Genomic DNA, 20738 nt, shown 5'->3' on the forward strand with positions numbered 1-20738 from the left:
CGGTGCACGGCCGTGGCCGCGCGAGCATTCGTCCGCCCCCGGCGGGAGCCGTGCGGGAGGTCGTCCGCCGCGGCGGGAGCCGTGCGGGAAGTCGGTGCGGGCACACCGCCCTCCGTCCCCACGGGTACGGTGTGCGCCGCGCCGAACACTGTACGGCGACCGCACAGTGTTCGCAACGCCGTACAGTGTGCGGTCCGACTTATGCTGAACCCGACGACGCCCGGACGGACAACGGCCGGCCACGACCCGCCGGCCCCGGCGGTGGGCGATCACAAGAGACGAAGGAGGGCCGGATGACGGCCAAGTCGGAGGACGGTACGTCGGGCATCCCCTCGCTGTGGACCCGCCCGCAGCGACCGCGCCGGGACCAGCCGGCCCTCAGCCGCGAGCAGATCGTGACCGAGGCCCTCGCACTCCTGGACAGCGACGGCATCGACGCGCTGAGCATGCGCAAGCTCGGCGCCCGCCTCAACGCCGGCGCCACCTCGCTGTACACCCACGTCACCAACAAGGAGGAACTGCTCGCGCTCGCCGTCGACCAGGTCTTCTCCGAACTCCCGCTGCCGGAGGCGACCGGCACCACGGGCGACCCCGAGGTCTGGCGCGCGGCCATCGAGGAGTGCGCCGAGGGCGTGCGCGCGCTCATCCTGCGCCACCCGTGGATGGTCTCGGTGCTCGGCGACGTCGGGATGGTCTACTTCGGCCCCAGCTGGATGCGGCTGTCCGAGGCCTTCCTGACCCTGCTGGAGACCTCCGGACTCGACCTGGCGACCGCCAACGAGGCGATGGGCGTCGTCATGGGCTACACCATCGGGGCGGCCACCGTGGAGGCCGCCTGGCTGAGCGCGCTCGCCAAGCGCGGCCGGCAGGAGCAGGAGTGGATGGACCAGCTCCTGCCCTCCGTCGTCGAGGCCACCAAGGGCCACCCCCGGCTGCACCGGCTGTACACCACCCAGGTGGGCCGGGAGGTCGAACCCGACCGGAACTCCCACTTCCTCAGCGGCGTCCGGGTGATCCTGGACGGCATCGAGGCCTCCTGGGCCGCCCGGACCTCGGACCGCACCGGCTGAGCAGCCCAGAGGGCCCTTACATCCTGGACTCCCGCCGGATCAGCGCTCGTTGAAGGCCTGCACCTCCGCGTACCCCGGCACCGGCCCGACCGGCTCACCCGCGGCCACGGCGGCCGCCGTGGCCACCGCCGCCGCCAGCGCCGAGCGGTACAGCAGCGAGCCGAGGCTGACCCGGGCCACACCGAGCGCGGCCAGCTCGGCGAGGCCCGGGCCGGCCGGCGTCCAGAGGATGTTGAGCGGCACGGAGACGGCGGCGACCACCCGGGCGATGGCCGCCGGTTCGGCCAGACCGGGCACGAACACGCCATCCGCGCCCGCCCGCTGGTAGGCCGCCAGCCGGCGGTGGGTCTCCGGCTCGGGGTCGTCCAGCCCGCACCAGCAGGTGTCGGTACGGGCGTTCACGAACAGCTCCGGCACGGCCGCCTTCACCGCCGCGACCTTCGCCGCGTGGACCTCCACCGGCGCCAACGTGCCGTCCGCCCGGCCGTCCTCCAGGTTGATGCCGACCGCCCCCGCCTTCGCCAACTCCACCGCCAGCTCGGCGACTTCGTCCGGGTCGTCGCTGAAGCCGGACTCGGCGTCGACGCTGAGCAGGAAGTCGCCGCGCCCGAGCCGCCGCGCCAGCCGTACGGTCTCCGCCCGGGTGGCCGCCGCGCCGTCGGGCAGCCCGGCGGCGGCCGCCACGCCCAGACTGGTGGTGCCGATCGCGGCGTGGCCCGCGGCCGCGAGGGCCACGGCCGAGGCGTGGTCCCAGGCGTTGGGGAGCAGCAGCGGCCGGCCGGGGCGGTGGTGCAGGGCGGCGAAGGGGGTCATGGCGGGGCCTGCGGGGTTCATGGGCGACTCTCCGGGATTCTCACGCTCGTACGGGGGTTCATGCAGGGGTTCATGCGGGTGGGGGCAGGTTCATGCGGGGCCCAGGTCCCCGACGGAGTCCGCGTAGTACCCGGACCCCGCGACGTGACCGACGATCCGCCGGAAGCTCCAGCCCGTACCCGGCGAGTCGTCCAGGACCGCGTCCGGCAGTGCGGCCACCCGGCGGGACCAGATCGCGGCCAGCCGGGTGAGCCGGCTGCGGGCCTCGTCCAGGTCGGCGGCGGTGAACGGGGCCAGGTCCGCCGGGGTGGTGGCGCCGGAGGCGTGCCAGTGGTCGGGCTCGGTCGGCTCGCCGGCCAGCCGGGCGTCCAACTCTGCCAGGTGGTCGAGGAGATGGTCGGCGACCCGGCGAACCGCCTTGTGCGGCGTGTAGGTTCGACCGTCCGCGTTGACGATCGGCCGGCCGTCCCAGGCCGTCCAGGTGGCGGCCAGGGTGAGCACATGGTCGACCGTCTCCGGTACCAGCGCGGCGAGTTCGTCCTTTCCGAGACCGCACGCGAGCGGGACGTCATCGGATCCACCGTCGCCGTCCACGTCGTCGCCCTTGTCGTCGACCGCCGCCGGATCGGAGGCCCCGAGCAGGATGCCCTCCGCGATGGCCAGGGCGTGCGAGCGGCCCGGGCAGATCCGGGGCCGGGCGCCGAAGGTGAGCGCCACACCGTCCGGCGCCTCCGTCTGGGCGGCCGCGACGTCCAGCACCACCTGCGCCCCGGCCGGTACGGCGACCCCGCCGACCTCGGTCGCCCGGGCGGCGAGACGGCGCATCACCGGCACCGGCGGGTCCTCGCGCAGCGCGCCGGCCAGTCCGTCCCGGTGCCGGCGGGCGCGGTCGACCAGTGCGGCGGTCGCGTCGCAGGCCTGGACGAGCAGACCGATCCGGTTGGCCGCCTCCTCCTCGTCCATCTCCCCGTACGGCTCCTCGCCCGGCTGCTCACCGATCGCCCGCCCCGCCCCGGCGGACATCGCGGGCAGCAGCCGGGCCACCGCCGCGTCCGCCTCCGGGTCGTCCGGCGCGTCCGCGAAGTACGCGCGGGCGACCGTCGCGACGTCCCGGGCCACGGCCTCCGGGTCGGCCAGGCCGAGCGCCGACGCGAGTACCCGGACCACCCGCAGCCGGACGTCGGGGTCGAACCCGGCCGCGGCGGCCACCCGCAGTGCGGCCGGGTCCAGGCCCGACAGGTCGGCCAGCACCAGCGCCCGGCGCCGGGCGTGCGGTTCGCCGGAGCTGAACCGGGCGACGGCGGCCCGCAGCCGGGCCACCCCGGCGGGCGCGCCCGGGGCGACGGGCGCCGCGGGCAGCGGGACCAGCGCCGGGTCGGCCAGGGCCGCGGTGACGTCGTCGTAGCGGGAGAAGGTCATGGAGAAGGTCGTGGAGAAGGTCGTGGTGTCGGGGCCGGAGATCACCGTCGGTTGGCTCATGCCGTCATCGTGGACCCGGTTCGTTTCGGCCCCCGCCGAACTGTGCCGGAGCGACCATGGAGCCATGCCCTCGCGACCGCGTCCCGCCCGTCCGCTGCTTCCCTCCCCCGCCGCCTCGGCCGTCCCCACCCCGACCGCCCCCGCCTCGGCCGTCCCCACCCGGCCGGTCCGGCACTCCGACCACGGCGGTACGGCGCTCGCCGCCCTCGCCGCCCTGATCGCCGACCCCACCCGCGCCGCCTTCTGCTCCGCCCTGCTCGACGGCCGCGCCTGGACGTCCGGCGAGCTGGCCCGGCACGCGCGCGTCGCGCCGTCCACGGCGAGCGAGCACCTGTCCCGGCTGATCGCGGGCGGGCTGCTGGCCGAGGAGCGGCAGGGCCGGCACCGCTACGTCCGGCTGGCCTCGCCAGCCGTGGCCACCCTGCTGGAGGACCTGACCTCCTTCGCGGAGGCCGGCGGCAGCGGCGCGGCCGCACCCCGCTCCCTGGCCGAGGCCGGCCGGTTGAGCGCCGAGGCCCGCGCCCGGACCTGCTACGACCACCTGGCCGGTCGCCTCGGTGTGGCCGTCGCCGACGCGCTGCTCGCCCGCGGCCTGGTCGCCGACGAGTCCGGGCTCGCCGTCACCGAGCGCGGCCGGGACTGGCTGGCCGCGCAGGCGATCGAGCTCCCGCCGCGCGCGGGCCGCCGCGGCGGCCGCCCGGTGGTGCGCGGCTGCCTGGACTGGACGGAACGCCGCAGCCACCTCGGCGGGGCGCTGGGCGCGGCGCTCTGCCGGACCGCCCTGGACCGCGTCTGGGTGGAGCCGATCGGCTCCGGCCGGGCCCTGCGGGTCACCCCGGACGGCGGCCGGGCGCTGCGCGAACTCCTCGGCGTGGAAGCACCCTGAGCAACGCCTGGGCAGCGCTTGGGCAGCGCCCCGAGCCGGCTCCGCCCGCCCTCACCCCATCGACTTCGCCCCGTCCAACGACTCCCGGATGATGTCCGCGTGCCCGGCGTGCTGCGAGGTCTCGGCGATCATGTGCAGCAGCACCCGCCGGACCGACCAGGTCGCACCCGGCTCGAACCACGGCGCCGGCGGCAGCGCGTGGGCGAGGTCGAGGTCGGGCAGGGTCCGGACCAGCTCGTCCGTCCCGCGCGCCACCCGCTCGTACTCGGCCAGCAGCCCGGCGAGGGTCTCGCCCTCCACCATCCGGAACTGGGCCGCCCACGCCGCGGCGCCACCGTCCCCACCGCCGTCCCCGTCCCCGTCCGGGTCCCCGTCCCCGCCGCGCATCGCCTCCGCGCCGCCGGTCATGAACCGCGCCCAGCGCGCCTCGACCGCCGCCACGTGCTTGATCAGGCCGCCCAGGCACAGCTCGCTGACCGTGGTCCGCTCGGCCGCCTGCGCGTCGGTGAGGTCGCGGACGGTGCGCCGCAGCAGCCCGCGGTGCGTGTCGAGGGTCTGGACGAGATCATCGCGCTCGCTCATCGGACGCCTCCCGCCCGGCCTGCGCCCTCCGGCCTGGCCGCCACCGGACGACCACCGTGCTCCGCCGCCATCAGACGTCCACCGTGCCCGGCTGCTCGCCGACCGTCCGGCCCAGGTCGATCAGCCCGAAGGCCGCGCCCTGCGGGTCGCCGACCGCCGCGAACCGTCCGAACGGGCTGTCCATCGGCCCGAAGTACACCTTGCCGCCGCGCGCCGTCAGCCGCTCGATCGCGGCGTCGGTGTCGTCCACGGCGAAGTAGACGCTGATGTACGAGGGCGCCTCGGGCGGCAGGAAGTCGCCCTCCGCCCCCATCCGGCCCAGCACCGGCCGGTCGGCGACCTGGAACATCCGGTAGTCGAACTCCTCGGAGTCCATCTTCTTCACGCCGTACGGGAAGACCGCGGGGAAGAAGGCGTCGGCCTTCGCCGGCTCGCGGGTCACCAGTTCGGCCCAGCTGTACGCGCCGGGTTCGCCCTGCTTCTCGAAGCCCTCGTGGCGCTCGGCCTGCCAGACGCCGAACACGACGCCGCCCGGGTCCTTGGCGATCACCATCGTGCCGAAGTCACCGACCCGCATCGGCCCCATGACCACCTCACCGCCGTTGGCGCGGATCCGCGCGGCGGTGGCGGCGGCGTCCGGCGAGGCGAGGTACAGGCACCAGGCGGACTGGGCCTCCGTACCGGGCATCGGCGGGACGACCGCGGCGACCGCCTTGCCGCCGGAGTACGCCTGCGTGTAGTCGCCGAACTCCGACGAACTCTCGCCGAAGGTCCAGCCCAGCACATCAGCGTAGAAGGCCTTCGCGCCCTCCAGGTCGGTGAACATCGCGTCGGCCCAACAGGGCGTGCCCTCAGGTAGCGCAGCCATCTCTCTGCCCTCGTGTGCGGCGAAGTGCGCGCACCGGGCGGCGCACGCCGGCCCCCGACTCGTCAGCCTAACCACGACGCGGCGCACCCGCGCGGGATGGCCCGCGCGGGTGCGCCGGAGGTCCGGCCCCGTACCGCTCGGCTCAGCGCGTCGTCGGCGCCGCCCCGCTCAGCGGCGGCCGCAGCGAGGCCGTGCCCAGGCCGGTCGGCCCGAGCGGCACCGCGAAAGCCCCGGAAGCCCCGGCGGCCCCGGAAGCCCCGGAGGTGCTCGGCACCGACACCCCGGCCGCCCGCCGGGCCGCCGTCGCCGCCACCAGGTTCCGCTCGGCCCCGAAGTGCCGCTCCAGGTCCGCCTCGCCGTACCGGCGGCAGTCCTCGTGCCAGTTCAGGATGCCGGCGAGCCAGTTCTCCAGCTCCTTCACGTACCCGTCGAGCATCTCCCGCGCCGCCTGGTCCAGCCCGAAGTCCTGGTACATGACCGGGAATTCGTTCCGCGCCACGTGCTGGAACTGGGCCAGCCGCGAGTGCATCAGGTCGTCGACGATCCGGACCGCCGACGGGTAGTCGCAGTTGAAGAAGGACTGCACCACCAGGACGACGTTGTGCAGCTCGCCCTCGTACTCGACCTCCTTCTGGTACGAGAAGAGGTCGTTCATCATGCACGCGTAGTCCATCGCCGAGTTCTCCAGCGCGCGCATCGAGCCGTGGTCGTACACCGCCTCCGGCACGGTCTTCCCGTGGCCGATCCGGCACAGGCTGGTGGTGAGCTCGGAGCCGAAGGTGGAGCGGCGCATCTCCAGGTAGTCCACCGGGTCCGGGATCCGGTGCTGGATCGCGTTGCTCAGCTCCCAGATCCAGGCCGCCAGCATGACCTCGACCGCCGTACGGAACCGTTCCCGGCTCTCGACGTCCATCGGGGCGGCGGTGCGCCCCCAGATGTCGGCGAGGCCGCGCTCCAGCGCGTTCGCGGGCTCGGGGCCGGGGCCGCCGTCCACCGGCATGAAGAGCGACAGCCGCGCGGTGGCGGCCTTCGCCCCGGCCAGGTCGCGGGTGCGCCCGAAGACCGCCGGGTAGTAGTCGTCCGCCCAGGTGCCCCAGGCCAACCAGGCCGAGCCGATGTCGAGTTGCTCGGCGGTGGCGTCCGGGTGGAGGCCGGCCGCGCAGAGCGGGAGGTCGTAGTCGCGCATCGACTCGGCGTCCCAGACGCCGGATCCGGGGACGGCCGGATCCGCCTCCAGCATGCCCATCCGCTCGGCCCACTCGACCACCCGCTCCCGGGCGCCGTCCAGGTGCGGGCTCAGCGAGAGGGTGAACGGCAGCTCGAACTCCGGGAGCAGGGACGGCCCGACCGGCTGGAACGGCACGTGCCGGTACGAGCGCGCCCGCCGCTCGGCCGGCCGGACCCCGCCCTTCGCCGCACCGACCGCAGCCCCGACCGCGGCACCGACCGCCGCCGGGGCCGCCACCCCGGCCGCACCGACGGCCCCGCTGCGCAGGATGTCCAGCGCCGAGGTGCCGATCCCGCCGATCGCGTACTGGTCCCACCAGTTCCCGGCCCCCGGCGACCCCGGCAGCCCGGGCAGCCCCGGCAGCGCACCGCCCGCCCCGGGCGCCACCTCACCACCCGAACTCCCGGACTCCCCGGCGCCGTTCATGTACCGGCTGGAGCGCATGTGCCACTCGTGCCCGCCCGCCTGCCAGTCCTGCAGGCCCTTGACGTAGGCCATGACCCGGGCTCGGCCCTCCGCGTCCAGCCCGGTCTCCGCGAACAGCACCGGCAGTTCGGTGAACACGGTGTTCTCGAACTGCTGGAGCCGCGAGGTGAGCAGGTCGTTGACCGCCTCGGCGGCCTCCTGGGTGCCGCACTCCAGGAACCGCTCCAGCACCAGGATGCCGTTGCTCAGCTCGCCCTCGTCCTCGACCTCCCGCTGGTACGAGAAGATGTCGTTGCGCAGGTGCACGCCGTCGGAGAAGGCGTCCATCAGCACCCGCAGCGCGCGCGATCCCGACACCTCCTTCGGCACCTCGGCCCCGGCGGCGTACTCGACCAGCTGGGCGGACCACGGCGCGCCGCCGACCTTGCGGCGCATCTCGATGTACTCGACCGGGTTGGCCACCCGGCCCGCGTCGATGTTGGCGAGTTCCCAGAGCGACTCGTTCAGCAGGTTGCGGGTGCTCTCGGCGAACCGGATCCGCCAGTCCTCGCCCATCACCGGCACGGTGCGCCGCCAGAGGTCGGCCAGCCCGGCCTCGACCGGGTTCTCCGGCTCGGGCATCGGCGTGGCCGGGTCGGCCGGCATGAACAGCGGCAGCCGGTCCAGGTGCGCCTTGCCCGCCTCCCGGTCGTTGGTGCGCTTGAACATGTCGAGGAAGTGGTCGTCGAAGAAGAACACCCAGACGTACCAGTCGGTGACCAGCGCCAGCGCCTCGGCGGAGGCGTCCGGGTGCGTGTAGGCGCACAGCAGGCCGTAGTCGTGGGCCTCCAGATCCGCCTGGTCCCAGACGCCTGAGCCCTCCAGCATGCCCATCTCCCGGGCCCAGCCGGTGGAATGGGCCCGGGCCCCGTCCAGATGGGGATTGAGTCGCGCCGGGTGCGGCACGTAGAAGGACGGCAGTTCGAACGGCTGGGTCACGGCGGGCGAGCCTTTCTGGACGCGTCGATTGGACCAAGGATGGCCCGCCACCCGGACCCCGTACCAACACATCCAAAACAGTCATATGAAATGACCCATCCACCCGAAATCCCGCTCGAACTCTGCTAAGAACCCGCCCGAAGCCCGGCGCCGCAGGGGGTGGACCGGATTCGGTCCACCCCCTGCGGTGCCGGGTCCCGAGGGCCATCCCCCCTCAGGCCATCAGGCCATCAGGCCCAGGACCAGCGAGGCGGCCGCCGGGGCGGCGTAGACGAGCGGGAAGGGGACGTGGGCGTAGGCGCCGGCGCGGAGGACGGTGAGGACGGCGCCGAGGAAGTAGAGGACCACGCCGACGGCGGCCGCGTAGCCGATGGCCGGGACGGCGAGGCCGACCAGGAGGCCGAGGGCGCCGGCCGCCTTGGCGACGCCGAGCCAGGTCCACCAGGCGCGCGGGACGCCGTAGTCGGCGAGGGGCTTCACGACGTACTCGGCGCCGGCGAAGACCGAGTAGGCCGAGAAGCCGACCATGAGGGCGCCGAGGACGGTGACGACGATGTGGGCGACGTTCATTGAAGTGCTCCTCTTTCGAAGGCTGTTCGGTTCGACACCCCTCTGACCCGGCGCCCTCGACGGATGTGACAGGCGCGGGCAAAAAATATTCCGCACCGCCACCCGGGTGCCCCCAACAACCGCTCCGCCAACGAACAAAGCAGGCATGGCAAGGCTTGGAACACCAAGACTTCCCACGATACGGGCGTGTTGACCGCCTCCGCCCACCCCGCGTCCACCAGACTGGGCGCCGACCCGACGTCAACTCCGAGGAGGGCAAGCCCATGAACGTCACCGTTCGGCTCGCACAGCAGCCCGAGGCAGACGAACTGCTCGGACGGAGTGCGCTCGCCGCGCTCGTCGGCATGCTGCTGGACCAACAGGTGCCGATGGAGTGGGCGTTCACCGGCCCGCTGACCATCGCCCAGCGCCTCGGCCGGGAAGACCTGGACGCCCACGAGATCGCCACCTACAACCCGGAGGAGTTCGTCGCGCTCCTCTCCGCGAAGCCGGCCGTCCACCGCTATCCCGCCGCGATGGCCAAACGGGTGCAGCAGCTGTGCCAGTTCCTCGTCGCGCAGTACGACGGCGAGGCCGCCGCGCTGTGGAAGAACGTCCGCACCGGCAAGGAGCTGCTGAGCCGCCTCAACGCCCTGCCCGGCTTCGGCAAGCAGAAGTCGCAGATCTTCCTCGCCCTGCTCGGCAAGCAGTACGGCGTCCGGCCCGAGGGCTGGCGCGAGGCCGCCGGCGCGTACGGCGAGGAGGGCGCGCACCGTTCGGTCGCCGACATCACCGGCCCCGAATCCCTCACCCTGGTACGGGAGTTCAAGCAGGAGGTGAAGCGCGCCGCGAAGGAGGCCAAGGCCGCGGCCAAGCCCCGCACCACCACCCGTACGATCACCGCGGCCCCGAGCGGCGTGCGCTGAAAACCGGTTGCCCCGCTCCGGCCCACCGGGCGACGCTCCCGGCATGACCGGAACCACCACCCCGACCCCGCCGAGCGTGTCCGCCCTCTTCGCCCCCGACGGGCGCCTGATCACCGTGCCCCGCAAGGCAGCCCGCCGGGAGCAGCTGCTGGCCCACCTCGCCGGAACCCTCTTCGAGCCCGGCCGCGGCTACACCGAGGCCGAGGTCAACGCCGTGCTGCGCACCGTGCACGACGACGCCCCCGCCCTGCGCCGCTACCTGGTCGAGGCCGGCCACCTCGCCCGCCCCCGGGACGGCAGCAGCTACCGGCTGGCCCCGGAGCGCCGGTAGGCGTAGCGGCCGCGGATCCGCCGGACGAAGTACCGCCCGTGGCTCTCCGCGGCCAGCAGCTCCCGGTGCACCCGGGCCGGCACGTCCGCGTACTCGTACACCCGGCCGCCGGTGAACTCCAGCTCCAGGAGCCGCGCCACCGGGTCGTAGCCGACCGAGCGCAGCACCGAGGAGTCCACCGCCGTACGGTCCATCGCCCTCCAGTGTGCGACGAGGGCCCCGGTCGCGCAGTGCGACCGGGGCCCTCGTGCCGACAGCGTCCCGTCAGACCAGGGCGGCTTCCCGCTCCACCGCGGTCTCCTCCACGGCACCGGCCGTCTTGCGGCGCCTCGGCAGCGCGAACATCAGCAGGAACACCGCGAGCAGCACCCCGGCGACCCACCACAGCGCGTGCGTGAAGGCCCCGCCGAACGCCGTCCCGACCGCCTCCGGCGCGACCACGTCGTCCATCGCCCCGAAGAAGGCCACCGACACCAGCCCGAGCCCGAGCGCGTTGCCCACCTGCTGCACGGTGTTGATCAGCCCGGAGGCCGAGCCGGCGTGCTCGCGCGGCACCTCCGCCAGCACCGCGTCCGTGATCGGCGCGACGATCAGCCCCATGCCGAGGCCCATCACCACCAGCGGCAGCGCCATCTGCCAGGGCGTGATCGACGTCCCGTACCGGTCCGCCTCCCAGATGTAGGTGAGCACGCCCGCCGCCATCACCAGCGCGCCCGACTGCAGCACCTTGCGCCCGAACCGCGGCACCAGCTTCTGCACCGACATCCCGGCCGCCACGGAGACGGCGATGGAGAACGGGATGCCGGTCGCGCCGGCCTTGAGCGGGCTCCAGCCCAGGCCGATCTGCATGTAGAGCGTCCAGACCAGGAAGAAGATGCCGAGCGCCACGCCGAAGGCCAGCTGCACGCAGATACCCGCGGCGAAGGACTTCACCCGGAACAGCGCCAGCTCCACCAGCGGCGAGCCGTCCCGGCGCGTCTTGACCTTCTCGTACACGACGAACAGGGCGAACACCGGCAGGCTGCCGGCCATCGACAGGTACCCCCAGAGCGGCCAGCCGGCCTCCCGCCCGTGCGTCAGCGGGTAGATCAGCATCAGCAGGCCCAGGCTGGCGAGCAGCACGCCCACCAGGTCGAGCTTGAGGGCCTGGTCGGCCTTGGACTCGTCGATGAAGCGGCGTCCGAGCAGCAGGCCGGCGATGCCGACCGGCAGGTTGATCAGGAAGATCGGCCGCCAGGCCAGCCCGAAGAGGTCCCACTCGGTGAGCAGCGCACCGATCATCGGACCGGAGACGGCGCCCAGGCCGACCACCGCGCCGAACATGCCGAACACCTTGCCGCGCTCCTCCGCCGGGAAGGTCGCGTGGATGATCGACAGCACCTGCGGCACCATCAGCGCCGCCGTCCCGCCCTGCAGCAGCCGGGTCGCGACCAGCATCTCCGGCCCGGTGGCCAGTCCGCAGAGCGCGGAGGCCGCGGTGAAGCCGCCGATCCCGATCAGGAACAGCCGCTTGCGGCCGTGGATGTCGCCCAGCCGCCCGCCGGTGATCAGCCCGATCGCGAAGGCCAGCGCGTACCCGCCGGTGACCCACTGCACGGCGCTGAACGAGGCGCCGGTGTCCGCCTGGATGCTGGGGATGGCGATGTTGACGATGGTGACGTCCACCAGGTCCATGAAGGAGGCCACCATCACGATCGCCAGCGCGATCCACCTCCGCCGGTCGGCTGTCGCCGCACTCATTCCGTACTCCTCGACTCGACTTCTCGCTCTGACCGCTTCTTCTCGACGTCCACGACACTAACGGCCATGTAGGTCAGGTCCTGTCCCAGTTGATCCGGCATCCTGGGGTGCATGAGCGATACGCCGGCCCGGCTGCTGAACCTGCTGTCCCTGCTCCAGACCCCGCGCGAGTGGCCCGGCAGCGAGCTCGCCGAGCGGCTCGGCGTCAGCCCCCGCACCATCCGGCGCGACATCGACCGGCTGCGCGAACTCGGCTACCCGGTGCAGGCCACCATGGGCGCGGTCGGCGGCTACCGGCTGGTCGCGGGCACGGCGATGCCGCCGCTGCTGCTGGACGACGAGGAGGCGGTGGCCATCGCGGTCGGCCTGCGGGCGGGCGCCGGGCACGCGGTGGTCGGCATCGAGGAGGCCTCGGTACGGGCCCTCGGCAAGCTGCTCCAGGTGCTGCCGGCCCGGCTGCGGCACCGGGTCGGGACGCTCAACAACGCGACCGTGCCGCTGCTCTCCGGCGACGGCCCGACCGTCGACCCGGACGACCTCACGCTGATCGCCGGCGCCGTCACCAACCACGAACGCCTGCGCTTCGCCTACCGCGCCTACGACGGCACCGGCACCAAGCGGCTGGTCGAGCCCGAACGGCTGGTCTCGGTCGGCCGCCGCTGGTACCTGGTCGGCTACGACCTGGACCGCGCGGACTGGCGGCTGTTCCGGGTCGACCGGCTGAGCGAGCCCTTCGCCACCGGCGCCCGCTTCACCCCGCGCCCGCTGCCCGCCGAGGACGCCGCCGCGTACGTGGCGGGCAAACTGCACCGCCCGTCCCCGAGCGGCACCGTGGTCGCCACCGTGCACGCCCCGGCCGAACTGGTCCGGCAGCGCTTCAGGCCCGGCGACTCCGAGATCGAGCCGATCGACGGGCACAGCTGCCGGCTGCGCTCCCGCTCCGACTCCCTGGAGTGGACGGCGATGCGGCTGCTGTCACTGGACCGCCCCTTCGAGGTGCACGAGCCGCCGCAGCTGCGCGAACACCTGCGCAAGCTGGCGACCCGCGCCGCCCACGCGGCGGGAGGGGCGGGTTAGGCCTCGACCCGGTACCAGCCGTTGCCGCAGCGGAACCAGAGCACGCCGTCCCGGCCGTGGGCGCGTCCCGGTTCGACCGGGCCGGGCAGTCGCAGCTTCTGCGTGCCGGTCCGCTTCCACTCCTTGCCGACCAACAGGTGCCGGGTCAGCTCGCCGCCGCCGGAGAGGAAGACGCCTTCGCGGCCGCGGACCGCGAACCCGGCCGGCTGCCGGACCGGGCAGGGCACCGTCGTGGACGAGCCGTCGACCGGGTCGATCCGGGTGAGGTAGCTGCCCGAGGGGCTCGGGTACCAGGCCAGCCAGGCGTACCGGCCCTCGGTGGCGCCGGCCAGGCCCTCCAGCGGGTAGCCCGGCAGCCGGTCCTGGGGACGGTCCCGGGGGCTCCACACCGACCGGCCCGTGCCGTCGACGGCCCGCAGCCCGGGGACCGCCATCGGGTGGTCGCCGTAGATGCCCTCGTCCCCATACGCCATCCAGATCCGGCCGTCCCGGTCGCTCACCAGCACGCCGATGTCGTCGCCGAGCAGGAGCTCCCGGCCCGGCGTCCCGTCGGCGCCGTGGACGACACCGTTGGGCAGCCACTCCTCGCCGTCCTGGTCGGCCCGCGCCTCGGCCAGCAGGATCCGGTGGCCCGGCAGCAGCGCCAGGTGGTCCGGCGAGCCCTCGACGCCGGTGAGCGGCACCCGCCACTCGCCGTGCCGGCCGTGCACCACCACCTCGCCGTCGAACGGCGGCTTGACGGACGGCCAGGCCCCGGGCGGCGCCGCGTACCGCTCCGGCACCAGCAGGACGGCGAGCTCACCGTCCGGTCCGACCGTCCAGGTCAGGGCCCGGCGACCGGCCAAGCGGTCCTCCTCGGGCAGCCGCCAGACCTCGACCGGACGATCGGGGGCCGACACCGGCCTCAGACCCCGAACTCGGCGGTCAGCAGCGCCCGGCCGAGGGTGTGGAAGGTGAGGTGGAAGCCGATCTGGGCGGCCGGGGTGTCGGCGGTGACGTCCAGCTTCTCCACGTCCAGGGCGTGCACGGCGAAGACGTAGCGGTGCGGGGCACCGGGCGGCGGGGCGGCACCGTCGTACTTGTTCGCCGGGAAGTCGTTGCGGCCGTGGAAGGAGGCCTCGCCCGGCAGGCCGTCGTCCGAGGAACCGGCGCCGCGCGGCAGTTCGACGGTGTCGGCGGGCAGGCCGAGGGCGAGCCAGTGCCACCAGCCGGAGCCCGTGGGGGCGTCCGGGTCGTAGCAGGTGACGGCGATGCTCCGGGTGCCCTCCGGCAGACCCGACCAGGCCAGCTGCGGCGAGAGGTTGCCGCCGGCGTGGATGAACTCCCGGTCCAGGGTGCCGCCTTCGGTGATGTCCTGGCTGCTCAGCGGGAACGACGGCACCTGCGGCAGGAACTCGTAGGGCAGCGGCGGGCGCTTGCTCATGGGGTGGTCACCTCTCGCGATCGGAATGACACCGTCACTGTAATGGGGTGCACCTCCGATCCGGCGGCCCCTACAGTCGGGGCATGGCCTCGAACGACCGCAGCCACGCGGCGACCACGCTCGACCCCGTCCGGATGATCGCCGACGCCCGCCGGGCGCTCTTCACCATGGTCGGTGTGCTGGCGGCGATCTGGCTGATCCAGCTCGTGAACTGGATGGACGACTACGACCTCGGCCGGCGGTTCGGCGTCATCCCGCAGGATCCGAGCCGGCTGCCGAACATCGTCACCGCGCCGTTCCTGCACTGGAACTGGGCCCACCTGGAAGCCAACTCGGGCCCGCTGTTCGTCTTCGGCTTCCTGGCGGCCTACCGCGGCGTGAAGAAGTTCCTCGGCCTCACCCTGCTGGTCGCGCTGACCAGCGAGCTGACCGCCTGGGTCTTCGACCCCCCGCACTCGGTCGGCGCCGGGGCCAGCGGCGTGGTGTTCGGCTACTTCGGCTACGTGGTGCTGCGCGGGCTCTTCGACCGCAACCTGGTCGACACCCTGATCGGCGTCGTCCTCGGCGCCTCCTTCGCCTACATGGTGACCAGCGCCCTGCCCGGCGTCGCCCCGGGCATCAGCTGGTCCGCCCACCTCGGCGGTCTGGTCGGCGGCCTGGCCGGCGCCTGGATCTTCCGCGACCGCGCCCCGCGCCCGGCCGCCGCGCCCGGTGCCACGCCCGGCAGCACGTCCGGCGCCGCGTCCGGATCCGCCTCCAAGGCCGTCACCAAGCCGGCCGCCACCACCGACCCCGGCAGCCCCAACGCCGCACTGCTCAAGGAACTCGACGACCTGGGCCTCTGACCCGGCCGGCCCGACCACCCGCCCGGCCCAACCAGGTCTAGACCAGATCCACCCCCGCGGCTAGCGTGAAGGGCGCACCCGCCCCCACCTCCGGAGCCGCACCGTGGAGTCGTCCGTCCTCGCCTTCGCCACCGACCTGCTCGACGAGGGCGCCGACACCTTCTTCGGCAACCTCGCCGACCGGGCCGGGGTCGGCGGCGTCACCCTCGCCTCGGTCTACCACGGGGCCCGCGACGTCTTCCCGCACAACCCCCGCCGGGTGATCCGCTACCTGGAGCCGGGCGCGGCGTACTTCCGCCCCGACCCGGCCGCCTGGCGGGGCCTCCGGCTGGCCCCCGCTCCGTCCACCGCCATCGGCGAGCGCGACCCCTTCGCCGAGGCCGCCGCCGAGGCCGGCCGCCGCGGCCTGAAGCTGCACGCCTGGACGGTCTTCTGCCACAACGACCGGCTCGGCTTCGCCCACCCCGACTGTGCCCCGGCCAACGCCTTCGGCGACCGCCACCTCACCGAGCTCTGCCCGGCGAACCCGGAGGTCCGCGCGTACGCGCTGACCCTGGTCGCCGAGCTGTCCCGGTACGGCGTGGACGCGGTCCGCGCCGAGTCGCTGCACTTCCACGGGCTGCGCCACGGCTACCACCACGAGCGCTACTTCGAGGAGCTGGGCCCGACCGCCGAGGCTCTGCTCGGAGTCTGCTTCTGCCCGCACTGCCGCGCCGCCGCCACCGCGGCCGGCGTCCCGGCGGAGGAGGTGGCCGGGGCGGTCCGCGCCGAGCTGCGCCTTCGGCTGGCCGACGAGTCCGCCGCCGCCGAGCCCGCCGACCTCAGCGCCCTGGCCGACGGCGCCTTCGCCGCGTACGTGGACGCCTCCGCCGCCACCGTCACCGCGCTGGCCGCCGACCTGTCCCAGCAGGCCCGCCGGCACGGCATGCGGCTGAGCTTCATGGACGGCGGCGGCCCGGGCAAGGGCTGGCTCGCCGGGATCGACCTGCCCGCCCTCGCGAAGGCCGCCGACGGGATCGAGACGCTCGGCTACGCCAGGACGCCGGAGGCCGTCCGGGAGAAGATCGCCGCCTTCGCCCTGCACGGCGTCCGCCCGCGGGACCTGGCGGTGATCCTGCGCCCGATGGCCGCCGACTGCGACGGCCCGGAGAACCTCGCCGCCAAGATCGCCGTTCTGCGTGAACTCGGCGTCCCCGAGGTCGAGTTCTACCATTACGGCCTGATGCGCCTGTCCTCCCTCGACCGGATCGGCGCCGCCCTGTCCGGCTGAGGCACCCGCCCCGGCCGGGGCCTCACCGCCGCCGCTTGGACGTCCCGAACAGGCTGCGCGAGATCTCCTGCCCGAGCTGCCGCCCGGCCGAGCGCGCGAAGGACTTCACCGTCGGATTGCTCAGCAGCGACCCGAGCAGCCCGCCCACCCCCTCCTTCCGCTCCTCCCGCGACCCCCGCCGCTCCGAGGACGACTCCGGCGCCGGCTCCTGGCCCGGCTGATCGGCGCACTGATCGGCGGCCCCCGTCGGCGCCGCCTCCGGCCGGGGCGCCCGCGCCGCCAGCTTCTCGTACGCCGACTCCCGGTCGACCGCGTCCCGGTAGCGCGCCGTCAGCGGCGAGGCGTCCACGGCCGCCTGCAGCGCCCCGGCCTCGATCGGCCCCATCAGCGACTGCGGCGCCCGCAGCCTGGTCGCCGCGACGGGCGTCGGCGCGCCCTTCTCGGACAGCACCGTCACCACCGCCTCGCCGGTGCCGAGCGAGGTCAGCACCTCGCCGAGGTCGTAGGAGGAGCGCGGGAAGGTCGAGACGGTGGCCTTGAGCGCCTTGGCGTCGTCCGGGGTGAAGGCGCGCAGCGCGTGCTGCACCCGGTTGCCCAGCTGCGCCAGCACGTCGGACGGGACGTCCCGCGGGGTCTGGGTCACGAAGAAGATGCCGATGCCCTTGGACCGGATCAGCCGCACGGTCTGGGTGATCGCCTCCAGGAAGGCCTTGGAGGCGCCCTTGAACAGCAGGTGCGCCTCGTCGAAGAAGAACACCAGCTTGGGCCGGTCGAGGTCGCCGACCTCGGGCAGCTCCTGGTAGAGGTCGGCGAGCAGCCACATCAGGAAGGTGGAGAACAGCCGCGGCCGGTCCTGCACCGCGGGCAGTTCCAGCACCGAAACCACGCCCCGGCCCTCCGGCGTGGTCCGCAGCAGCTCGGCGGTGTCGAACTCGGGCTCGCCGAAGAACGCCCCGGCGCCCTCGTTCTCCAGCACCGTGAGCGCGCGCAGGATCACCCCGGCGGTGGCCGCCGAGAGGCCGCCGATGAGCTTCAGCTCCTCCTTGCCCTCGGGCGAGGCGAGGAAGGCGATCACCGCGGTCAGGTCCTTGAGGTCGTAGAGCTCCAGGCCCTTGCTGTCGGCGTAGTGGAAGACCAGGCTGAGCGAGGACTCCTGGGTCTCGTTCAGGTCGAGCACCTTGGCCAGCAGCAGCGGGCCGAAGCTGGTGACGGTGGCCCGGACCGGGATGCCCGCGCCGAGCCCGCCGAGCGAGTAGAACTCGGCGGGGCAGCCCTGCGCCGTCCACTGCTGCCCGACCTCGGCGGCCCGGGCGCTGGTGCGCTCGCTCGGCGTGCCGGGCGCGGAGACGCCGGAGACGTCCCCCTTGACGTCGGCCAGGAACACCGGCACGCCCTGTCCGGAGAGCTGCTCGGCGATCAGCTGGAGGGTCTTGGTCTTGCCGGTGCCGGTGGCCCCGGCGACCAGCCCGTGCCGGTTGAGCACGCCCAGCGGGATGCGCACCGGTGCGTCCGGGTAGGCGGTGCCGTCCAGCAGCACCGCGCCGAGGTCGAGGGCGGGCCCGGTGAAGGCGTACCCGTCGGCGATCTCCCGGACGGCCTGCGGGGTGGGGACGGAGGACATTCGGTGCACACTCCTGGGCGGATCGGAACGCGTCGACACGCGTCGGCATCGGGACCGACCGGGACCGGAACCCGGTCACCACTGGGCGATGTTCGCGACATTTCCCATCAAACAACCGCATTCGTCCATCCGCAGTTCACACCGGCGCGCGTGGCGGCGCCGCGGCTGCTGCGCCATTCGCCGCCCAAACGGTAGGCTTTCCGTGTGATCTTCAAGCGCATCGGCAATGGGCGGCCGTACCCGGATCACGGCCGGACGAGCACCCGACAGTGGGCTGACGTCGCCCCGCGTCCGGTGCGGCTCGACCAGCTGGTGACCACCAAGGGCCAACTCGACCTCGAAACCCTGCTGGCCGAGGACTCGACCTTCTACGGGGACCTCTTCGCCCACGTGGTGAAGTGGCACGGCGACCTCTACCTGGAGGACGGGCTGCACCGGGCCGTACGGGCCGCGCTGCAGCAGCGCCAGGTGCTGCACGCCCGTGTCCTCGAAATGGAGTGACGGGCCGCCGGCACCGGGTTCGTCGCACCGACCACAGGCTTCCGGACCGCCCCCTCGCCACCCGGCGGAGGGCGGTCCGCGCGTACCCCGGTACCCCCTTTCGGGTACCGGGGTACTCCAGATGATGATCGTTTAGTACCTTCACCGCTGTACGGCACTACGCTGCTGACTACGGCCGCGACCAGGGGATCCGCCCGCACCGGGGGATGCCCCTACCCGGCCGACCCGTCATCCCGACCCCGCCCCGGTACGAGGGGGAGACAAACCATGAGCATGTTGACTCCCCAAGGCCTCAAGGGGAAGCAGTACCGCGTCACCGGCAACTCCTACCCGAGGCTGGGCCGCCCCCCGAAGAAGAGCCGCAAGGTGATCGCCGCCCTCGTCGGCCTGCTGACCCTGGCCCTGATCGCCCTCGGCGGCGTGCAGCTGTACGACATCTTCACGGGCCGGAACAAGGGCTCCTCCGCCCAGGCCTGCGCGACCCCGTCCGGCAAGCCGCTGGCCGCCCCGACACCGGGCGCCACCCCGGGCGCGCCGGGAGCCCCCGCCGCCTCCGGCGCGCCCGCCGCCGCCCAGGGCGACCCGCACGCCGTCCCGCAGCCCGCCACGGTCACCGTGAACATCTACAACGCCACCACCAAGGCCGGCCTGGCCGGGCGGACGGCCGAGGAGTTCAAGAAGCGCGGCTTCACCATCGGCAAGGTCGGCAACGCCCCGGCCGAGCTGGACAAGAAGGTGCCCGGCACCGCCCAGGTGATCGCCGGCCCGACCGGCGCCGGGGCCGGCACCCTGGTCGGCTCGCAGATCGCCGGGGCCACCGTCACCGCCGACGCCCGCACCGACACCAGCGTGGACTTCGTGATCGGCGACAGCTACAACGCCCTGCTGGACGAGACCCAGGCGGCCGCCGCCCTCGCCCTGGCCACCAAGCCCTCCCCCACCCCGACCGCCACCGGCAGCTGCTGACGCCCGGTACGGAACGGACACGGAACCAACGACGAGGGCCCTCCGGCGCGCTGCCGGAGGGCCCTCGTCGTTCTCTGCGGCCGGGACTCAGCCCGCGGTGCCGTACAGCCGGTCGCCCGCGTCGCCGAGGCCCGGGACGATGTAGCCGTTCTCGTTGAGCCGCTCGTCCAGGGCGGCGGTGACCACGGTGACCGGCAGGTCCGCCAGCTCCCGCTTCATCACCTCGACGCCCTCGGGGGCGGCCAGCAGCACCACGGCGGTGACGTCGGTGGCGCCGCGCTCGATCAGCATCTTGATCGCGGCGACCAGGGTGCCGCCGGTGGCCAGCATCGGGTCGAGCACGTAGACCTGGCGGCCGGAGAGGTCGTCCGGCATCCGGGTCGCGTAGGTGGAGGCCTCCAGGGTCTCCTCGTTGCGGACCATGCCGAGGAAGCCCACCTCGGCGGTCGGCAGCAGCCGGGTCATGCCGTCCAGCATGCCGAGACCGGCCCGCAGGATCGGCACCACCAGCGGGCGCGGGTAGCTGAGCCGGGTACCGAGCGTGACCGCCACGGGCGTGGTGATCTCCACCTCGTCGGTGCGGACGTCCCGGGTGGCCTCGTAGGCGAGGAGGGTCACCAGCTCGTCGGTCAGGCGACGGAAGGTCGGCGAGTCGGTGCGCTCGTCGCGCAGGGTGGAGAGCTTGTGGGCCACCAGGGGGTGGTCGACGACGTGGAGACGCATGTACCGAGGTTAGCCCGGGTCTGGACGCCTGTACGACACGCCGGGCCCGATCCGGCCGCCGGACCGGGTGACTTCCCGGTGACACGCCGTGACCTGGGGTGAATGTCCGGACGGATGCGTCTCCTGTGGTATCAACCGGGCCGTTCTGGGAATGTCACGTCTTATGACGAGCAACCCGAAGGCCGGGGGCGGCTCGGCGGACGAGCCCGTCGTCGGCGCGGGCCCGCCGGGCGACCCTCCGGAGTCCGAGGCGGAGCGCCGCAGGCGGCGGGCCGTCTTCCTGCGCGAGCTCACCGAGGCACGCGAACTGCGGGAGCGGGTCCAGCCCCGGCGGACCAAGGAACGGCGGATGCGCGAGGCGATGCGGATGCGAACCTTCCGGATCTGACGGGCCTCCGACGGGCTTCCGACCGGCCTCCGCCGGAGGCTCCGGCGG

22 protein-coding genes are annotated in these 20738 nt (G+C 73.7%); 10 read left to right on the forward strand and 12 right to left on the reverse strand.

All coding sequences use genetic code 11. The features are described 5' to 3' along the window. Positions 1-293 precede the first annotated feature (293 nt). Entirely contained in the window at positions 294-1070 is a 777-nt protein-coding gene (locus tag IE332_RS01040) for a TetR/AcrR family transcriptional regulator (protein WP_189913124.1), read from the forward strand. 39 nt (positions 1071-1109) lie between these two features. Here the strand turns inward: IE332_RS01040 and IE332_RS01045 are convergent, their stop codons facing one another. Beyond that, positions 1110-1904 carry an isocitrate lyase/PEP mutase family protein gene (locus IE332_RS01045; protein WP_229928197.1) on the reverse strand — a complete coding sequence of 265 codons (795 nt, stop codon included), beginning with the start codon at positions 1902-1904 and terminating at the stop codon, positions 1110-1112. A gap of 69 nt (positions 1905-1973) precedes the next feature. Further along, a complete protein-coding gene (locus IE332_RS42155; protein ID WP_308437506.1) occupies positions 1974-3362 on the reverse strand; it encodes a cytochrome P450 family protein in 1389 nt (462 codons plus the stop codon). 64 nt (positions 3363-3426) lie between these two features. Between IE332_RS42155 and IE332_RS01055 the strand changes: the two genes are divergently transcribed. Next, positions 3427-4248: an ArsR/SmtB family transcription factor gene (locus tag IE332_RS01055; RefSeq protein ID WP_189913125.1), complete on the forward strand. Its 822-nt coding sequence runs from the start codon at positions 3427-3429 to the stop codon at positions 4246-4248. A 51-nt stretch (positions 4249-4299) separates the two neighbouring features. On the opposite strand, the gene IE332_RS01060 is transcribed toward IE332_RS01055, so the two are convergent. The 4 genes from IE332_RS01060 to IE332_RS01075 all read right to left on the reverse strand — a co-directional run bounded on the left by IE332_RS01060 (position 4300) and on the right by IE332_RS01075 (position 8900). Continuing rightward, complete coding sequence (locus IE332_RS01060; protein ID WP_189913126.1) at positions 4300-4830, reverse strand: DinB family protein; 531 nt, start codon at positions 4828-4830, stop codon at positions 4300-4302. A 70-nt stretch (positions 4831-4900) separates the two neighbouring features. Further along, the gene (locus tag IE332_RS01065; RefSeq protein ID WP_189913127.1) at positions 4901-5698 is read right to left on the reverse strand and encodes a VOC family protein; all 798 of its coding nucleotides are present in this window, start codon (positions 5696-5698) and stop codon (positions 4901-4903) included. Between the two features lie 142 nt (positions 5699-5840). Further along, on the reverse strand, positions 5841-8330 hold the full coding sequence (locus IE332_RS01070; RefSeq protein WP_229928198.1) for a terpene synthase family protein: 2490 nt from the start codon (positions 8328-8330) through the stop codon (positions 5841-5843). 222 nt (positions 8331-8552) lie between these two features. Next, a complete protein-coding gene (locus IE332_RS01075) occupies positions 8553-8900 on the reverse strand; it encodes a DoxX family protein (RefSeq protein ID WP_189913128.1) in 348 nt (115 codons plus the stop codon). A gap of 263 nt (positions 8901-9163) precedes the next feature. Here IE332_RS01075 and IE332_RS01080 point away from each other — a divergent pair, with 263 nt between their 5' ends. Beyond that, positions 9164-9805, forward strand: coding sequence for an HhH-GPD-type base excision DNA repair protein (locus IE332_RS01080; protein WP_189913129.1), 642 nt, complete (start codon positions 9164-9166; stop codon positions 9803-9805). A gap of 43 nt (positions 9806-9848) precedes the next feature. Then, positions 9849-10136, forward strand: coding sequence for a DUF2087 domain-containing protein (locus IE332_RS01085; RefSeq protein ID WP_189913130.1), 288 nt, complete (start codon positions 9849-9851; stop codon positions 10134-10136). Here the strand turns inward: IE332_RS01085 and IE332_RS01090 are convergent. Then, positions 10109-10330, reverse strand: a complete 222-nt coding sequence (locus IE332_RS01090; protein ID WP_189913131.1) for a KTSC domain-containing protein — start codon at positions 10328-10330, stop codon at positions 10109-10111. The two genes, IE332_RS01085 and IE332_RS01090, sit on opposite strands and share 28 nt — an antisense overlap. Positions 10331-10400: 70 nt before the next feature. After that, on the reverse strand, positions 10401-11876 hold the full coding sequence (locus IE332_RS01095) for an MFS transporter (protein WP_189913132.1): 1476 nt from the start codon (positions 11874-11876) through the stop codon (positions 10401-10403). 111 nt (positions 11877-11987) lie between these two features. Between IE332_RS01095 and IE332_RS01100 the strand changes: the two genes are divergently transcribed. Next, positions 11988-12953: a helix-turn-helix transcriptional regulator gene (locus tag IE332_RS01100; RefSeq protein ID WP_189913133.1), complete on the forward strand. Its 966-nt coding sequence runs from the start codon at positions 11988-11990 to the stop codon at positions 12951-12953. Here IE332_RS01100 and IE332_RS01105 read toward each other — a convergent pair. Both IE332_RS01105 and IE332_RS01110 read right to left on the reverse strand, forming a co-directional pair. Beyond that, positions 12950-13798, reverse strand: coding sequence for a hypothetical protein (locus IE332_RS01105; protein WP_189913134.1), 849 nt, complete (start codon positions 13796-13798; stop codon positions 12950-12952). The two genes, IE332_RS01100 and IE332_RS01105, sit on opposite strands and share 4 nt — an antisense overlap. A 59-nt stretch (positions 13799-13857) precedes the next feature. Next, a complete protein-coding gene (locus IE332_RS01110; protein ID WP_189913135.1) occupies positions 13858-14376 on the reverse strand; it encodes a YbhB/YbcL family Raf kinase inhibitor-like protein in 519 nt (172 codons plus the stop codon). A gap of 83 nt (positions 14377-14459) precedes the next feature. Here IE332_RS01110 and IE332_RS01115 point away from each other — a divergent pair, with 83 nt between their 5' ends. Together IE332_RS01115 and IE332_RS01120 are read left to right on the forward strand one after the other, a co-directional pair. Continuing rightward, positions 14460-15221 (forward strand): rhomboid family intramembrane serine protease, encoded by a 762-nt coding sequence (locus tag IE332_RS01115; protein ID WP_189913136.1) that lies wholly within the window; start codon positions 14460-14462, stop codon positions 15219-15221. Between the two features lie 103 nt (positions 15222-15324). Then, complete coding sequence (locus IE332_RS01120; RefSeq protein WP_189913137.1) at positions 15325-16491, forward strand: hypothetical protein; 1167 nt, start codon at positions 15325-15327, stop codon at positions 16489-16491. A 22-nt stretch (positions 16492-16513) separates the two neighbouring features. On the opposite strand, the gene IE332_RS01125 is transcribed toward IE332_RS01120, so the two are convergent. Beyond that, positions 16514-18112 carry a helicase HerA-like domain-containing protein gene (locus IE332_RS01125; RefSeq protein WP_189913138.1) on the reverse strand — a complete coding sequence of 533 codons (1599 nt, stop codon included), beginning with the start codon at positions 18110-18112 and terminating at the stop codon, positions 16514-16516. A 204-nt stretch (positions 18113-18316) separates the two neighbouring features. Between IE332_RS01125 and IE332_RS01130 the strand changes: the two genes are divergently transcribed. Both IE332_RS01130 and IE332_RS01135 read left to right on the forward strand, forming a co-directional pair. Continuing rightward, positions 18317-18613, forward strand: coding sequence for a type II toxin-antitoxin system VapB family antitoxin (locus IE332_RS01130; RefSeq protein ID WP_030061387.1), 297 nt, complete (start codon positions 18317-18319; stop codon positions 18611-18613). Between the two features lie 267 nt (positions 18614-18880). Next, positions 18881-19579, forward strand: a complete 699-nt coding sequence (locus tag IE332_RS01135; protein WP_189913139.1) for a LytR C-terminal domain-containing protein — start codon at positions 18881-18883, stop codon at positions 19577-19579. An 87-nt stretch (positions 19580-19666) separates the two neighbouring features. On the opposite strand, the gene upp is transcribed toward IE332_RS01135, so the two are convergent. Further along, complete coding sequence (upp, locus tag IE332_RS01140; protein ID WP_189913140.1) at positions 19667-20302, reverse strand: uracil phosphoribosyltransferase; 636 nt, start codon at positions 20300-20302, stop codon at positions 19667-19669. 163 nt (positions 20303-20465) lie between these two features. Between upp and IE332_RS01145 the strand changes: the two genes are divergently transcribed. After that, complete coding sequence (locus tag IE332_RS01145; protein WP_189913141.1) at positions 20466-20690, forward strand: hypothetical protein; 225 nt, start codon at positions 20466-20468, stop codon at positions 20688-20690. The last annotated feature ends 48 nt before the right edge of the window (positions 20691-20738 follow it).

The sequence above is a fragment of the Kitasatospora xanthocidica genome (genome assembly GCF_014656195.1).
GTDB classification, from domain to species: domain Bacteria; phylum Actinomycetota; class Actinomycetes; order Streptomycetales; family Streptomycetaceae; genus Kitasatospora; species Kitasatospora xanthocidica.

Coding starts and splice junctions, on each gene's coding strand:
- IE332_RS01040 (WP_189913124.1), top strand. CDS start 294: ATGACGGCCAAGTCGGAGGACGGTACGTCGGGCATCCCCTCGCTGTGG.
- IE332_RS01045 (WP_229928197.1), bottom strand. CDS start 1,904: ATGAACCCCGCAGGCCCCGCCATGACCCCCTTCGCCGCCCTGCACCAC.
- IE332_RS42155 (WP_308437506.1), bottom strand. CDS start 3,362: ATGAGCCAACCGACGGTGATCTCCGGCCCCGACACCACGACCTTCTCC.
- IE332_RS01055 (WP_189913125.1), top strand. CDS start 3,427: ATGCCCTCGCGACCGCGTCCCGCCCGTCCGCTGCTTCCCTCCCCCGCC.
- IE332_RS01060 (WP_189913126.1), bottom strand. CDS start 4,830: ATGAGCGAGCGCGATGATCTCGTCCAGACCCTCGACACGCACCGCGGG.
- IE332_RS01065 (WP_189913127.1), bottom strand. CDS start 5,698: ATGGCTGCGCTACCTGAGGGCACGCCCTGTTGGGCCGACGCGATGTTC.
- IE332_RS01075 (WP_189913128.1), bottom strand. CDS start 8,900: ATGAACGTCGCCCACATCGTCGTCACCGTCCTCGGCGCCCTCATGGTC.
- IE332_RS01080 (WP_189913129.1), top strand. CDS start 9,164: ATGAACGTCACCGTTCGGCTCGCACAGCAGCCCGAGGCAGACGAACTG.
- IE332_RS01085 (WP_189913130.1), top strand. CDS start 9,849: ATGACCGGAACCACCACCCCGACCCCGCCGAGCGTGTCCGCCCTCTTC.
- IE332_RS01090 (WP_189913131.1), bottom strand. CDS start 10,330: ATGGACCGTACGGCGGTGGACTCCTCGGTGCTGCGCTCGGTCGGCTAC.
- IE332_RS01095 (WP_189913132.1), bottom strand. CDS start 11,876: ATGAGTGCGGCGACAGCCGACCGGCGGAGGTGGATCGCGCTGGCGATC.
- IE332_RS01100 (WP_189913133.1), top strand. CDS start 11,988: ATGAGCGATACGCCGGCCCGGCTGCTGAACCTGCTGTCCCTGCTCCAG.
- IE332_RS01110 (WP_189913135.1), bottom strand. CDS start 14,376: ATGAGCAAGCGCCCGCCGCTGCCCTACGAGTTCCTGCCGCAGGTGCCG.
- IE332_RS01115 (WP_189913136.1), top strand. CDS start 14,460: ATGGCCTCGAACGACCGCAGCCACGCGGCGACCACGCTCGACCCCGTC.
- IE332_RS01125 (WP_189913138.1), bottom strand. CDS start 18,112: ATGTCCTCCGTCCCCACCCCGCAGGCCGTCCGGGAGATCGCCGACGGG.
- IE332_RS01135 (WP_189913139.1), top strand. CDS start 18,881: ATGAGCATGTTGACTCCCCAAGGCCTCAAGGGGAAGCAGTACCGCGTC.
- upp (WP_189913140.1), bottom strand. CDS start 20,302: ATGCGTCTCCACGTCGTCGACCACCCCCTGGTGGCCCACAAGCTCTCC.
- IE332_RS01145 (WP_189913141.1), top strand. CDS start 20,466: ATGACGAGCAACCCGAAGGCCGGGGGCGGCTCGGCGGACGAGCCCGTC.